This window comes from Pseudoalteromonas sp. NZS127, assembly GCF_015864805.1.
GTDB lineage: Bacteria > Pseudomonadota > Gammaproteobacteria > Enterobacterales > Alteromonadaceae > Pseudoalteromonas > Pseudoalteromonas nigrifaciens.
Genome location: NZ_JADYWN010000004.1, coordinates 86660 through 101638, shown reverse-complemented (window position 1 = coordinate 101638; position 14979 = coordinate 86660). Strand labels below are relative to the sequence as shown.

General features: G+C 42.9%; 11 protein-coding genes. 7 read left to right on the top strand and 4 right to left on the bottom strand.

Annotation, left to right across the window (positions count from 1 at the left end; translation table 11 throughout):
- Positions 1 to 25 precede the first annotated feature (25 nt).
- Positions 26 to 1720, bottom strand: a complete 1695-nt coding sequence (locus I6E78_RS05425; protein ID WP_182684182.1) for a class I adenylate-forming enzyme family protein — start codon at positions 1718 to 1720, stop codon at positions 26 to 28.
- On the bottom strand, positions 1717 to 2820 hold the full coding sequence (locus I6E78_RS05420) for an MBL fold metallo-hydrolase (RefSeq protein WP_182677278.1): 1104 nt from the start codon (positions 2818 to 2820) through the stop codon (positions 1717 to 1719). The genes I6E78_RS05425 and I6E78_RS05420 overlap by 4 nt, the downstream gene beginning before the upstream one ends.
- Before the next feature lie 153 nt (positions 2821 to 2973).
- Here I6E78_RS05420 and I6E78_RS05415 point away from each other — a divergent pair, with 153 nt between their 5' ends.
- Both I6E78_RS05415 and I6E78_RS05410 read left to right on the top strand, forming a co-directional pair.
- Positions 2974 to 4374: a spinster family MFS transporter gene (locus I6E78_RS05415; RefSeq protein WP_011328793.1), complete on the top strand. Its 1401-nt coding sequence runs from the start codon at positions 2974 to 2976 to the stop codon at positions 4372 to 4374.
- Between the two features lie 18 nt (positions 4375 to 4392).
- A complete protein-coding gene (locus I6E78_RS05410) occupies positions 4393 to 5487 on the top strand; it encodes a Rieske 2Fe-2S domain-containing protein (RefSeq protein ID WP_011328794.1) in 1095 nt (364 codons plus the stop codon).
- Positions 5488 to 5566: 79 nt separating this feature from the next.
- Here the strand turns inward: I6E78_RS05410 and I6E78_RS05405 are convergent, their stop codons facing one another.
- Both I6E78_RS05405 and I6E78_RS05400 read right to left on the bottom strand, forming a co-directional pair.
- A complete protein-coding gene (locus I6E78_RS05405) occupies positions 5567 to 7735 on the bottom strand; it encodes a TonB-dependent receptor (RefSeq protein ID WP_011328795.1) in 2169 nt (722 codons plus the stop codon).
- A gap of 352 nt (positions 7736 to 8087) precedes the next feature.
- Positions 8088 to 9527, bottom strand: a complete 1440-nt coding sequence (locus I6E78_RS05400; protein WP_197182122.1) for a coniferyl aldehyde dehydrogenase — start codon at positions 9525 to 9527, stop codon at positions 8088 to 8090.
- A gap of 394 nt (positions 9528 to 9921) precedes the next feature.
- Here I6E78_RS05400 and I6E78_RS05395 point away from each other — a divergent pair, with 394 nt between their 5' ends.
- Genes I6E78_RS05395 through I6E78_RS05375 form a run of 5 tightly spaced genes read left to right on the top strand, consistent with a single transcriptional unit; the run spans position 9922 to position 14970 of the window.
- A complete protein-coding gene (locus I6E78_RS05395) occupies positions 9922 to 10902 on the top strand; it encodes a flavin reductase (protein WP_011328797.1) in 981 nt (326 codons plus the stop codon).
- Positions 10899 to 11687, top strand: a complete 789-nt coding sequence (locus tag I6E78_RS05390) for a fumarylacetoacetate hydrolase family protein (RefSeq protein WP_011328798.1) — start codon at positions 10899 to 10901, stop codon at positions 11685 to 11687. The genes I6E78_RS05395 and I6E78_RS05390 overlap by 4 nt, the downstream gene beginning before the upstream one ends.
- Positions 11688 to 11711: 24 nt before the next feature.
- Complete coding sequence (locus I6E78_RS05385; RefSeq protein WP_011328799.1) at positions 11712 to 12614, top strand: acetaldehyde dehydrogenase (acetylating); 903 nt, start codon at positions 11712 to 11714, stop codon at positions 12612 to 12614.
- A gap of 11 nt (positions 12615 to 12625) precedes the next feature.
- Positions 12626 to 13660: a 4-hydroxy-2-oxovalerate aldolase gene (gene dmpG, locus I6E78_RS05380; protein WP_011328800.1), complete on the top strand. Its 1035-nt coding sequence runs from the start codon at positions 12626 to 12628 to the stop codon at positions 13658 to 13660.
- Complete coding sequence (locus tag I6E78_RS05375) at positions 13657 to 14970, top strand: MFS transporter (RefSeq protein ID WP_041454514.1); 1314 nt, start codon at positions 13657 to 13659, stop codon at positions 14968 to 14970. Before dmpG ends, I6E78_RS05375 begins: the two co-directional genes overlap by 4 nt.
- Positions 14971 to 14979: the final 9 nt, after the last annotated feature.

The window sequence follows — 14979 nt, the reverse complement described above, 5'->3', positions numbered from 1 at the left end:
TGGCTTTTTTAACGGCGATTAACATTTATTGATAAAGTTTTGTTTTTAATTTGTTTCTTAAAATTTTACCGGCTGGATTACGCGGTAATTTATCTTCCATAAGATGAATTTTCTGCGGTACTTTATATTTAGCCAGTCGTTGTGCTACATGTGCGAGCAATTGCTGCTCTTCAATAAACTCGCCTTCTAATGGGCAAACAACAGCAATAACGGCCTCACCGGTTTCTTCATCTGGAATACCAAACACTGCTACTTCGGCTACCGCAGGGTGTTCAAGCAAACACGACTCTACTTCGGCTGCGGGAATATTTTCCCCCGCGCGGTTAATCACATCTTTAATACGGTCAACAATAAACAAAAAGCCTGCGTCGTCTATATAGCCCAAGTCGCCGGTATGTAACCACCCAGAGCGTATTGCATCTTGAGTTGCTGTTAAGTCGCCAACATACTGATCCATTAAAGTAATACCGCGCATACATACTTCGCCCACGCTATTGCTAGGTAACGACTGCCCATCTGCTGCGCAAATACGTACTTCCATAATGGGCGAAATAAGCCCAGAGCTTTTGGGTGCATGGCGAAATAAATCGCCAGACGCTGCTGCGCCCACGCCATTGGTTTCGGTCATACCAAAGCCAATTCCTATCATTTGCTCAGGTAGGCTAGACAGCGTTTTATCAATTAAGCTGGCTGGTAGTCCTGCGCCGCCAAAACCTAAGCCACTAAACGAGGCCATAACTTCTGCACTATGAAAACTCGGCTCTCGTAATAACTGCATCACCATAGATGGCGCACCATTAAATTGTGTTACTTGCTCTTTTTTGATCAGTTCAATTGCCTCTAGCGGATCCCACTTATGGGTAAACACTAAGCGCCGCCCGCCACGTAATGCCGACAATAACTGGGCATGTAAACCACTTACATGAAATAACGGCACCGCGGTTAAAATAGTAGGCACCAGTCCTTTTTCCATAATTAGCGCTAATGCTTTAGGTGAGGTCATTGCCGATATTGCACCAATAAAGTCAATATTATAAAGTGCTTGGCACACTGCAATATGGCTCGACTCAACCGCTTTAGCCACGCTGGTCGCACCTGAGGTAAACAGTACTAAAGCCGCATCGGTCGCTGTTATTGTGGGTGGTTCAATGCTGTGCGCTGAATAATTAAGCGCCTCTGTAAAGTCTATTGCAGCAGCAGATTGCGATAAATCTAATGCTGTATCGTTTAATACTAAGGTATCGGTTAACCACTCATTACTTTGGCTAATTCGCTGCCATCTTGGGCCATCACAAATTAATAATTTAGGCGTAATACCATTAAGTGCAGTTATTAGCTCTTGCTGCATCCCAAAACTGTTGAGTGGTGCAGGTACTGCACCTATCAATGCTATCGCGCAAAAAGCAATAACCCACTCAGGTCGGTTACGCATTGCAATAGCAACACGATCCCCTTGCTTTATGCCATGTTGCTGCAAGTAACTGGCAACATTATCAACGTGTTGAAAAAACTGTTTATAGCTGCAGTGCTCTCCCTGATAAACCAAAAATGATTGCTCATCAGTGCGCCTTGCATCATTAATCACTTGCGCTAAATTAAGCGGCGCGTTGCAATACACCTGATAACTTTGACCATTGATTTGCTTATTAGTGATTTCAAATGGTGCGCCAGGTGCCATTAATTGTGATTTAGTGGCAGTGACTAAATTAAATAAACTCATAATGTATTCCCAGCTGCTAATTTTTTGTCCGTGAGTAAGTAACTATTAATGCCTGAATCAGTTTTACGCTGACAAAATAATTCATCATTACTTTCTAACCAATTTAGGTGCGCTAAGGTTTCGCCCAATGCCATCATACTTTCTATGGGTGAAAGAGCGCGTTTAAATAAATGCTTCATTGCCTGATAGGCATTAAATTCAGGAGCTTGCAGTGCAAATGCTCTTAATATATCTAACTGCTCAAAATGATGATCAATCAACTGTTGTACTCGTAAATGCATGTGGCGAAATACTGGGCCATGGGCAGGTAATACTAAGGTTTGTGGGTCGAGCGTTTGTAGTTTTTCAAGCGAACGTAGCCAGTTTTTTAATGGCTGACCTTGCGGCTCTAACTCAGACACTAAAATATTTGAACTAATATTGGGCAATAACTGATCGCCAGCTAGCAGTAGCTTGTCGGCTTCACAATAAAGGCATGCATGCTCTGGCGAATGCCCCTCCCCTATCACTATTTGCCAACGGCGCTTACCTATGGTGAGCACATCCCCTTCACGCAGACGATTAAATGACGGCGGGCTAAATTTTATAAAGGGATCTTTACGGCAACTAGTAATGATCACGTCTAACTCATCTCGTGGTAAACCTGCACTATGATAAAAATCTAACTGGTTGTCACTGCCTAGTGCTGCGGTGTTATTACTCAGCGTTTTTAGCATGTAAAACTCACCAAAAGTCATATATAGCGGCACATTAAACGTGGCCATTAACCAACTAGCTAGGCTGCTATGGTCATAATGAAAATGCGTACAAATAACGCCTTTAATTACTTTTTTGTTGCAATGCTGTTCTATTACCGTTAACCATAATTGCCGTGTTGTGTCATTATTAAGCCCGGTATCGAGAATATACCAACCGTCGTTATCTTCGAGTAAATAAAGATTTATATGATCCAACGACATCGGCATAGGCATACGTAACCACAACAAACCTTCAGCTATCTCCACTACCGAACCATCCGCATTGGGTGGAGTAATTGGATATTCTAAAAGGCTATGCAGCTGATGGCCTTGTGATTCTTTGGGTAAAATCATCGATTTCATTATTTCTCCAAAAATAAGTGATCAGCGCGTTTATATTTTCTTAACTTAATAAGAAGCCATTTAGCGATTCTGTAATACGTCCAAAAGGACGATGCTGAAATTATTAGCAAAGTTAAGGTAGCTTAAAACAATATCAAAAAGAGAGTGCAATAAATGCAAGTAGGTCAAAGTTCATTAAGCGCAGGTCGGACTCGTCTGACGCTATTATTGCTTTCTATTATTTACGTTTTTTCGTATATCGATCGCAATTTAATTGCCATTGTTCTTGAGCCAATTAAATTAGAGTTTGGCGTATCAGATACTATTATGGGCGCGGTGAGCGGCCTTGCATTTGCCGTTTTATACTCTGCGGTTAGCTTTCCGTTAAGCCGTATGGCCGATAGAGGCACCGACCGTAAAAATATTATTGCGGTATGTTGTGGGCTCTGGAGCCTTGCCACTATGGCCAGCGGTGTTGTTACCCAATTTTGGCAATTTGTAGTTGCCCGTATGACAGTTGCCATTGGTGAAGCAGGCGGTACATCACCGTCTATTTCTATGGTATCTGATTTATACCCTCCACATCGTCGCTCATTTGCAATTAGCTTATATATGCTTGGCCCACACATTGGTTTGTTAGCCGCCATGGCATTAGGTGGTTGGATAGCCCAAGAGCACGGCTGGCGCGCAGTATTCATCTTTTTCGGTATTCCAGGGCTATTACTAGCATTGCTACTTTATGTTTTTGCAAAAGACCCTGGCTTAGGTGTTTATGACACCGATGCTGAGCGTAATATTCGTGCCCAACCGCAAGAAAACTTTTTCCGTGCTGTTGCCGATATTATGAAACTAAAAGGGTTTTTCTTAATTTGTATGGGTACTGCCGTTGCTGGCATGGTCGGCTATGGTTACGCCATTTGGGCCCCTACTTTTATGGTACGCAATTACGATATGTCACTTTCACATGCAGGCCTTACCTTTGGTATAGCCAGTGGTGTTTTTGCTGCTACTGGGTCAATGTTTAGCGGTTATTACTGCGACAAACTAAGCCAAAAAGACTGTCGTTGGCAATTACGTATGCCTGCGATTGGCGTATTAATTAGTATTCCTTTTGGCTTGGCTTTTTTACTTTGGCCTGCCGGCGCCTTTTGGCAATTAGGGAGCCTTAAAATACCGCACGCGATTATATTTGCTGCTGGCTTTAGCTTTTTTAATAGCTGGTGGCCAACACTTGCATTCGCTGCAGTGAGCCATTTAGTTAACAGCTTTCAAAGAGCTACTAGCATTGCAATCTTAAGTTTATTTTTAACCTTTTTTGGTGCCGGTATTGGCCCATTGCTAACCGGTACACTCAGTGACTTATTTTCTGTTGGTGATGCGGGTGAAGGCCTTAAGTACGCCATTGCAGTGATGATTGCTTTATCGTTGTTTTCGGTTTGGTTTTACTACAAAGCCATTGGCCCTTATCAACAACGAATAGCAAGTAAAGTAAGTGATAACGATAAAACAGCGCAATCTTATAATAATAAAGCAGATTGCACCTCAGACAATAATTCAAGTACATCTACTACCTAAATATAAAAAGGAATACTTATGGCCACTACACAAGATTATCGCCTCGGCGATTATACATTCCCAAGAGGTTGGTTCATGATAGCTACGGCTGAAGAGATCAACACGCATAAGCCCCTAGCCGTACGGTTTTTTGGTCGCGATTTCGCACTATATCGCGGTAGAGCAACAGGTCGAGTGGTACTACTCGACGCATATTGCCCGCATATGAAAACGCATTTAGCCGCCGAAAATGATACCTCTTACGTTATTATTGATGGCGGTGGTACCAACATCGAAGGCGATAGCATTCGTTGTCCTTATCATGCATGGCGTTTTGGCCCTGATGGCCAATGTGACGACATTCCTTACCACGACGGACCAATCCCAAAAACAGCCTGTATTAAAGCGTGGCCTGTGGCCGAGAGCATGGGTGCAATTTGGATATGGCACGATCCTGAAAATGGTGATCCTGAGTGGGATCACCCAAGTTTGCCACAATGGGACGATAAAGCGTGGGTACATTGGCGCTTTGACGACTTGGGAATACTTGAGCAGCATCCGCAAGAAGTTATTGATAACATTTGTGATTATAGCCATTTAGCACCAATTCACGGCTCTACCGTACAGCGCTACGAAAATGAATTTGATGGCCACGAAGCAATTCAACGTCAATGTGGTCCGCACCGTACTTTAGTAGGCGAAGATGGCGCAAGCCCAGTGCTGCATACAATAACTAAATACCATGGTCCGGGCGTATTAATTTCACATTTGACTGGCTATTACGAGTCTTACTTAATGATAACGCATACCCCTGTAGAGGATGGTTCAATTAGAGTTTGGCACGCATTATTAGTTAAATCACCGGGTGGCAATGAAGTAGCCACAGTAGAGGATGAAGTAGCAGCACGCCAGTTCCAAGACGCAAGTAAGTTTGCATTTATGCAAGACTTCCAAGTGTGGACAAATAAAGCACCTTGTTTTAATGGGTTGTTTTTACCAAGCGATGGCCCGTTTATGAAAGCGCGTATTTGGTACAAACAGTTCTTTAATCCAAGAGCGCGTAAAGAAGAGTTCCAAAGCAAAGTAAATGGCGTATATGTGCCTAAAGGCACCGTAGCTTATACCCAAGACTAATCTATTTTAAAATAAATTATAGATACAAAAAAGAGCCCCTACTTAAAAAGTAGGGGCTCTTTTTAGCTGTAACTCTTTATTAAAATGAGTAAGTTATTTCTGCTCCATAAGTTACTGGGTCGCCATAGTAATTTAAGCCACCAATGAATACCCCTGACGAATCACCCAACGGCACACCGTTAATTCGGTACTCTTCGTCGGTCATGTTTTTACCCCAAATAGAGGCACTAAAGTCACTGCCGGCAATTCTTTTAAGTGAAACTCGGGCGTTAAGTAAGTTGTATTTTTCAATCCGAGTATATTGGGCTGAAGGTTGATTATGAAACGCAAAGTGATCGTCCACAAAGCTGTAGTCGGCACCGGCGCTAAATTCACCAAGGGCTGTTTCACTAATGTAATTTAACCCAAGCGACCATTTATTTTTTGGACTATAGGGAAACTCGGCACTGTCGGTAACATCGTTTGCTACCCCAGTGTACACATCGTAAGTAATAAACTTGTCGTATTTAGGGTCTAACAAACCGTAATTAAAGTTTAGCGTTAAATCATCGGTTAATGCCGCTACTAATTCAAACTCTAACCCCGCCACTTTTGCCGAGCCTGCGTTTTGAATATCTGAGTACGCACCTAAGTATTCCGACATTTGCATATTGGTAATATCGTTATAAAACACCGCTATATTGGCTTGAATGCGTTGATCTAACCAGCGCGATTTAAGGCCCCATTCGTAGGCAATTACTTCCTCTGGTGCATAGGGTTTTACTGCTAATGCTTGAGTTGCTGCTTCACCGTTAAAACCACCCGCTTTCCAGCCTTGTGATACTTTTACATAGCTGTGAATATTGTCGGCTAACTCATAGTTAAGTGATGCCATAGCCGAGGTGTTATTCCAAGTATCGCCCGCTGTGGTGTATGGCAGTGGGAAAAAATAAGCAAAGCTAAAGTCATCTGGGTGTTCTATATAAAATGATTTTTCTTCTGTGGTCCAACGCAGACCCCCTGCCAACATTAGCTTGTCGCTTAGTCGATATTCTACATTACCATAAGCGGCAACCGAGGTAGACTCAACACCATAATAGTTATTCACTGTGCCAAAACCCAGTACATACGGGTTGTTTACATCAGATTCTTCTTTAAAGTAAAACAAGCCTGCAACGTAGGTTAAATTATCTATATCACCAATAAATTGTAGCTCTTGTGATACTTGCTCATGCTCTACATGGCGGTAGGTATGAAAGCCAAGAAAATCAGCGCCATCGTAGTCATTGCCATCATCGTAATCTATTTCACGTAGTGCCGTAATTGACTTAATAGTTAAGTTATTACTTTGCTGCCATGTAACTGTAAGTGCATGACCCGAGCTTTTAGAGCGATCAAATATAGCGCCATCTAATGCAGCACTTTCTTGGCGATCTTTTGTATCTTCTGGCATTGCACCGGCAATATAAACTTGGCCCAACGGAGGAGTGTTTTTTTTATTACTGCTATCGTAAGTGTAGTAAAACTCTAGATTATCGCTGTGCTCATACAAGGCACCAAAACGCAGTGAGGTAGAATCAAGCTCTTTAAACTTATCAATATCAGAACTTGTCGAAAGGTTATCGTAAAAGCCGTCGCGCTGTTTTTTATTAGCGGTAAAATTAAAACTGAGTTTGTCGTTAATTTGCGCCGAGTCGGCAGTAACATAAACATCTGTCATACCGTAGTTACCCGCCCCTACGCGTACTTCGCCGGTAAACTCACCACTGGGTTTACGCGTTACAATATTAAGCGCCCCACCTATTGTATTTTTACCATAAAGCGTCCCCTGCGGCCCGCGCAGTACTTCAACGCGCTCTATAGCGGCTACATCAAATAAACCACCGACATTTTTAGATACAAATACCCCGTCTATATACACACCAGTGGTGGGCTCCCAGGTAACCGCAGGGTTAATTGTAACCGAGCCACGAATAGCAATTGTAGCACCAGTACTGCCGCCTGGAGTTTCTGATATTTGCATGTTTGGCGTATATACACTGAGATCTTCAACATCAGTAATGCCTTTATCGGCCAATGCTTGGGCATTAAACACGGTAACTGCCGTAGGTAGCTCTTGTAAGTTTTGTACCCGCTTTTGCGCGGTTACTTGGATCACTTCCAAACCTTCTTTTTTAGTACTTTGCTCTTGAGCCGCTAGTGTCGAATTTGCCATGCTAATTAAGGCTAACGCTATCGCTGCATTTAGTGGTTTTTTATTAATATTCACTATTTAGTCCTTGTTTAAAATTGAACGCGAGTAAAATTAACTAACAGGAATATCGCCAGTTACGCGCGCTGTACCTAACACTACATAAGTTAATTTTGAGACCGCTTTGCACGGCCTAAAAACTTAACGTATTGCGTTTTCATAATTACAAAAAGCAAATTGCTGTATCACGTTATAATCGCGTGTTTATCAACAATAAATGTAAGGTTTTTATCCTCGCACACTATTACAAAAACTAAATAGTCCGCATGAACGATAACTAAAAATAATGAGAAATAACAAAGACTAAAAGGCAGGAATTAATAAGTAATATTAGGCACTGTTATTATTAAAGTAACAGTGCCGGTTAACGTCAGTCGGCCGTTACTTGCGCGACCATCATGGCTTTAAATTGCTCATGATGCGGCGGTAATAAGCCCCACTCACCACGAGGGTCGTGTTTTGGGGCAACAAATACAGTACGCTGATGGCTAAAGGCTAAAAAGCCTTCACGACCATGATAATGCCCCATACCCGATGCACCTACGCCACCAAATGGCGCATCATGCATTGCCGCATGCATTAAGCAATCATTTACCGCTACTCCACCCGATGAAGTGTTTGCTAAAAGCTTACTCAGCTCTGCGTCATTTTCGCCAAAATAATACAGCGCTAGTGGTTTAGCACGGCTGTTAATATCGTTAATAACGCCATCTATATCATCATAAGGAAGTAGCACTAATGCAGCGCCAAATATTTCTTGCTGCATAATATCCAGCTCTTTATCTGGGGATATAACTAATTGCAGTGGTAAACGTTTATCGCTTGTGACCAACTCTGCTAAATTAGCAACCTCATGACTACTAAGAACTTGGCATCCAGCATCGCGAGCTTGCTCAACTAAATCGACAACTCGCTGGCAATGTTGGCGGTTAACGCTAGGTACAAAATCTGGATTATGAGTGATTTCTGGATAAAAGTGACGAAAATTTTCGAGTAATAATGCAGCCACTTGATCAAGCTTATTACGCGGTACATAAACAATGTCAGGGCTAACACACACTTGGCCGCCATTATTACTTTTTGCTAAGGCTAAGCGTTTGCAACTTTCGCTTAAATCGCAATCTTGGCTAAGCACTGCCGGCGATTTACCGCCAAGCTCTAAGGTAACTGGCACTAAATTTTTAGCCGCTGCCGCCATAATTTTTTTACCTACTTGGGTACTACCAGTAAATACTAAATGCTCGAACGGCAGTTCGCTAAATTTAGCACCAGTGTCGGCGCCACCTGTAACTACACTCACTAGTAATGGGTCTATGTGTTTGGCAAATAATTGCGCTACTAAGGCCGCTGTTTTAGGCGTGACCTCAGATGGTTTAAGTATGGCGCGGTTACCCGCCCCTAATACACACGCCAACGGGGCAAATAAGGTATAAAGTGGCGCATTCCAAGTACCTATAATACCCACACTGCCTTTGGGTTGGTATTCTACCCGTGCGGTACTACCGAGTTGATTATAAGGGGCAAACACTTCGCGGCTTTCACTTTTAAGCCATGGCTCTAAGTTGTCGCGGGTATATTTAAGGCTGGCTAGCGAGCCGAGCACATCATTCATAATAGAAAAGCCTTGGCTGCGACCATTAAAGTCAGCTTCTATTGCCTCGGCAAATGCTTGGTGATGCTCTACAAGTAAATTTATAACTTGTTGAATACGCTCTCGCCTTTGCGCTGCAGTTACCAACATTTGCAATTTATGCGCTTGTTGCTGATGCTGCAGCAAAGCTGCCATTGAACCTGAATCTTTGCTGTTCATGCACTATATCCTTACTAGGTTTTACACTTGCCTGGCGAACAATATTTGCTTACACACCATATTGCAGCTTTTGCATTGCAAGTAAACTAATTGAGCTGTGCTTCCTTTCTAGCTGTTTTTACTCAAATAAACCTCGTCCACTTGGACGAGCTCTCGTATTTAAATTATTTAATGTACGGTTGCTGCAGTCACTATTTTGCCCTATTTAAATAGGCCACTTAAAGCTAACCTTCGTAATAAAACTTAGCCATTGTTTAATATAAAATAACCTAAATAAATTGCTGAGTAATCATATAAATAGCAAATGCCTGTGTTGTTTAGTCCATTAAGACGATGATGAAAAATAGCCAGATCATGATACTGAAGTTATATAACAGTAATAAGGCGAGTTAACATGGCACAAGCAGAATTTGATAGTCAGGCATTTAGACAGGCGCTCGGTAGTTTTACTACTGGCGTAACAATTATTACTGCCACCGCTCCAGATGGCACCCCTGTTGGTCTTACCGCAAACAGCTTTAATTCTGTTTCGTTAGACCCACCTATGGTGCTATGGAGCTTGGCAAAAACCTCTCTTAGTGTGGCTGCCTTTAGCGAGGCCGAGCACTGGAACGTTCATGTTCTCTCGCAGCACCAACAAGAGCTGTCAAATAAATTTGCCGCAAAAGGCGAAGACAAATTTAATGACACTAATCTCGAAGCGGGGATTAGCTCTGCACCACTTATTGCCGATTGTAGCGCGCGTTTTCAGTGTCGTAATATGGTAACGCACGATGGGGGGGATCATCTTATTTTTATAGGTGAAGTACTGGGGTTTGATCATCAAGCACTACCGCCACTGGTGTTTCAGCAAGGTCAGTACGCAATGACTGCACGTAAACCGTGGGCAGCGGTTAACTTATCTAGTGAACCTACAGCGCCACAGTGCAGCTACAACGAAGATTTACTAGGTTACTTGCTTGGGCGTTCACATTTTCAAATGCTGTACCGCATGCGTAAAGTACTCGATGAGCAAGCGCTGGAAGATTCACACTTTTTTGCATTATCGGTATTAAATATTCAGCAAAATCTGAGTTTAGAGCAGCTAAATACCCACCTTGATTATACCGGCCACAGTGTCAATCTTGAAGATATGGCCTTTTTAGAAAAGCAGGATCTTATTTGCCAAAAAAGCGAAGACAATTACCAACTTACCACCGCTGGGCGAGAAACCTCACTACACCATATTGCGCAAGCAAAAGTAATTGAAGAAGAGCTCATTACAGAGCTTGGTGCAGGCGACGTAATGGCATTAAAGCTATTACTTAAACGCCTTATTCATCAAACCGATCCTGGCTTACCTGATCTTTGGTCTACAGAGGATAAAAGCGCATGAGCGAACTACAACAGCATTTAGCACAAATTCTTTATGATGCGCAGCAACAGCGCACACCTATTGCGCCATTAATTAAAAATAACCCTGAGCTTACAATCGACGATGCCTATCAAGTGTCGTTAAAAACACTGGCAATACGCACTCAGGCTGGCGAAAAAATCATTGGTAAAAAAATTGGTGTTACCAGTGAAGCAGTGCAAAAAATGCTTAATGTGCATCAGCCCGACTTTGGCTTTTTAACCAACACTATGCACCACCCTGATGGCAGTAATATTAGCCTTAAAAAATCACATTTAATTCAACCACGCGCCGAAGGCGAAATTGCGTTTTGCCTTAAACACGACTTACAAGGCCCAAACGTTACCGCAGAGCAAGTACTTGCTGCGACTGATTGGGTGGCACCGTGTTTTGAAATTGTTGATTCGCGTATCGAAAACTGGCAAATCACCATCGTTGATACCGTGGCCGATAACGCCTCATGCGGGGTATTTGTAATTGGTGATAAACATACCGACCCTAGCACACTCGATTTAGCTGCAGCCACTATGGTAGTTAAACACAATGGTAAACAAGCAGTAACCGGTGTGGGCTCAGCAGTACAAGGGCATCCTGCGCAAGCAGTTGCATGGCTGGCAAATACGCTAGGCGAGTATGGTATAGAGTTTAAAAAAGGCGAAATTATTCTGTCGGGAGCTCTGGCTCCTCTAATAGATGCTAACAGCGGCGATCATTTTAGTATGGAGATCGAAGGTCTCGGTTCATGCTCTGTCAGCTTTTGCGATTAACAGTTAACCCACGAGGGAAGTAACATGAAAAAGATTAAATGCGCCCTGATCGGTTCAGGAAACATTGGTACTGACTTACTTTATAAGCTCAAACGCAGTGAGATATTAGAACCCGTTTGGATGGTAGGCATAGACCCTGACTCAGAAGGCTTAGCGCGCGCACGCGAATTGGGTATTAAAACCACCGCCGACGGTATCGATGGCTTAATACCGCATATTGAAGCCGATGAAATCAAAATTGCTTTTGATGCAACCTCAGCCTACGTGCATGGTGAAAACTCAGCTAAAGTGAATGCAAAAGGCGTGTTGATGATAGATTTAACCCCAGCGGCTATTGGCCCTTTTTGTGTGCCTCCGGTTAACCTAAATCAACTTAATGCTGATATTAAAAACGTTAACATGGTGACCTGTGGCGGCCAAGCAACTATTCCTATGGTTGCTGCGGTATCGCGCGTACAGCCGGTTGAATATGGTGAAATTGTTGCCACTGTTTCATCAAAATCAGTTGGCCCAGGTACACGCCAAAATATTGATGAATTTACTCGCACTACCTCAGGCGCAGTGGAGCAAATTGGTGGCGCTAAAAAAGGCAAAGCCATTATTATAATTAACCCTGCTGAGCCACCATTATTAATGCGCGACACCATCCATTGCTTAACCGAAACAGAGCCAGATCAAGCCGCTATCACTGCATCTGTGCATGAAATGATTGCTGAAGTACAAAAGTATGTTCCAGGCTATAAACTAAAAAATGGCCCGGTGTTTGATGGTCGTAAAGTGTCTATATTTTTAGAGGTTGAAGGTTTGGGCGATTACTTGCCTAAATATGCCGGTAACCTTGACATAATGACCGCGTCGGCCGCGCGTACTGCAGAAATGTTTGCACTACAAATGCTAGGTCAATCGCCATCAGATAGTCAATCTTAAGGAGTAATATCATGGATTTAAAAGGTAAAAAAGTTACCCTGCACGATATGTCATTACGTGATGGTATGCATGCTAAGCAACATCAAATTAGCTTAGATGAAATGGTATCTATTGCCACTGGCTTAGATCAGGCGGGCATTCCTTTAATTGAGGTTACCCATGGCGACGGTTTAGGCGGCTCTTCACTTAATTATGGTTTTCCTGCTCATACCGATGAAGAATACCTAAGTGCTGTAGTGCCAAAAATGACCCAAGCTAAAGTCTCAGCGTTATTAATTCCGGGCATAGGAACGGTTGATCACTTAAAAATGGCTTATGATCATGGCGTAAGTACAATTCGAGTGGCTACTCACTGTACTGAAGCTGACGTTTCAGAGCAGCATATTAGCGCAGCGCGTAAAATGGGTTTAGATACCGTTGGCTTTTTAATGATGGCACATATGATCAGCCCAGAGGAGCTACTTGCACAGGCTAAACTAATGGAGTCTTACGGTGCTAACTGTATTTACTGTACGGATTCTGCTGGTTACATGTTGCCCGACGACGTAAGTACCCGTATTGCGTTACTGCGCAGCGAACTTAACAGCGAGACCGAAATTGGCTTTCATGGTCATCATAATTTAGGCATGAGTATTCCAAATTCGCTGGCGGCAATCGAAATGGGCGCTAACCGCATCGATGGTTCGGTGGCCGGTTTAGGTGCCGGTGCAGGTAATACGCCGTTGGAAGTATTTACCGCAGTACTTGATCGTATGGCAGTTAATCACGGTATTGATTTATACAAAATTATGGATGTTGCTGAAGACTTAGTCATGCCAATGATGGATCAACCTATTCGTATTGACCGAAACTCATTAACTTTGGGTTATGCAGGTGTTTATTCGTCATTTTTATTATTTGCAGAACGCGCCGAGAAAAAATACGGTGTACCTGCACGTGATATTTTACTTGAACTCGGGCGCTTAAAAACCGTAGGCGGACAAGAAGATATGATAGACGACACCGCAATGACTATGGCTAAGGCCTTAAAGGCGGCGAAAGCTTGAACATAAAAAAATCTAATTGGCGCCAACATGCTTTATTGTTGGTGCTTACTTTATTTTATATAGAAAGTTTTGTTGGGCGACAAATTATGGCGGTGATGATTGAACCCATCAAAGCTGAATTTGGCGCCTCAGATGCGCAAATGGGCTTATTAACTGGCCTAGGTTTTGCCATTGTATTTACTTTAACCGGTTTATCGGCCGGCAGACTTGCTGACAAAGTGAGCCGCACACGTTTGTTAGCCGCCAGCGCATTAGTGTGGGGCATTATTACAGCACTTAGCGGCATAACTGCAGGCTTTATTAGTTTACTAATAATGCGTATGTTGGTGGCAGTAGCTGAAGCACCGGTTACTTCGGCCTCTTTATCGTTACTTTCGGACAGTTACCCGGTTGAGCGACGCTCATTTGCGATTAGCTGTTTTACCTCTGGCGCTACCTTTGCCGCCATTATTGCGCTTACCTTAGGTGCATATTGGGTAGAGCTGTATGGATGGCGAGAAACCTTTTTTATTATCTCTACTCCCGCTTTGTTTATTTCTTTTTTGCTATTTTTTGTGATGCCCGAACCTAAACGCGGTCAATACGATGATGCCATTAGCTCTCCAACTTCACCGCTGCAGCCTGCACTAACCACAGGTTTTAGAGCATCAACAAAAGCATTGTTAAAGCGCAAAGATTATCGACTATTAGTTTGCTCAAGCGCCATTGCAACGTTAGGCGCAAATGCGTTTGGCATGTGGAATGCCACTTTTTTAGTACGCAGCCACGACTTAACACTGAGCCAAGCCGGCATGATGGCAGGCTTTTTTGGCGGCGGTGCGGCAGCGATTGGAATTCTTTCTAGTGGCTATTTGGCTGATAGAATCGCCAGACGAAAAGGTGTTTTATGGCTACCTATACTAGGCCATATACTGGGGTGGGTATTTATTGTTATATATTTTTTATGGCCTAAAGGCTTAGGCGATGACCTATTTTTTGCCGGTATTCCATTTGCTATGCTGTTTTGCACCTTAGCGAGTTTCTTTTCTGTATGGTGGGTTAGCCCTTGTCTCACATTACTCACTTCAATTGTACCGGGCACTCAGCGGGCATTGGCTATTTCAATGCAAACCGTGCTGATTACTTTTTTAGGCATAGGTGTTGGGCCTATGTTGGTGGGCGTGCTTAGTGAAGTATTTAGCGAGGTGGCCGGTGTTGAATCCTTACGTTATGCTTTACTTATTAGTACGAGTACAACATTAATATCGGTATTTTTACTGTTTAAATTAAAATCTTATCAAGCAAAACAACTCATAAAACCCATTCAGTAAATTAAACTT

What these genes read in the sequence shown, in the direction of transcription:
- I6E78_RS05425 (WP_182684182.1), bottom strand. Translation starts at nt 1,720, where the DNA reads ATGAGTTTATTTAATTTAGTCACTGCCACTAAATCACAATTAATGGCA.
- I6E78_RS05420 (WP_182677278.1), bottom strand. Translation starts at nt 2,820, where the DNA reads ATGAAATCGATGATTTTACCCAAAGAATCACAAGGCCATCAGCTGCAT.
- I6E78_RS05415 (WP_011328793.1), top strand. Translation starts at nt 2,974, where the DNA reads ATGCAAGTAGGTCAAAGTTCATTAAGCGCAGGTCGGACTCGTCTGACG.
- I6E78_RS05410 (WP_011328794.1), top strand. Translation starts at nt 4,393, where the DNA reads ATGGCCACTACACAAGATTATCGCCTCGGCGATTATACATTCCCAAGA.
- I6E78_RS05400 (WP_197182122.1), bottom strand. Translation starts at nt 9,527, where the DNA reads ATGAACAGCAAAGATTCAGGTTCAATGGCAGCTTTGCTGCAGCATCAG.
- I6E78_RS05395 (WP_011328797.1), top strand. Translation starts at nt 9,922, where the DNA reads ATGGCACAAGCAGAATTTGATAGTCAGGCATTTAGACAGGCGCTCGGT.
- I6E78_RS05390 (WP_011328798.1), top strand. Translation starts at nt 10,899, where the DNA reads ATGAGCGAACTACAACAGCATTTAGCACAAATTCTTTATGATGCGCAG.
- I6E78_RS05385 (WP_011328799.1), top strand. Translation starts at nt 11,712, where the DNA reads ATGAAAAAGATTAAATGCGCCCTGATCGGTTCAGGAAACATTGGTACT.
- dmpG (WP_011328800.1), top strand. Translation starts at nt 12,626, where the DNA reads ATGGATTTAAAAGGTAAAAAAGTTACCCTGCACGATATGTCATTACGT.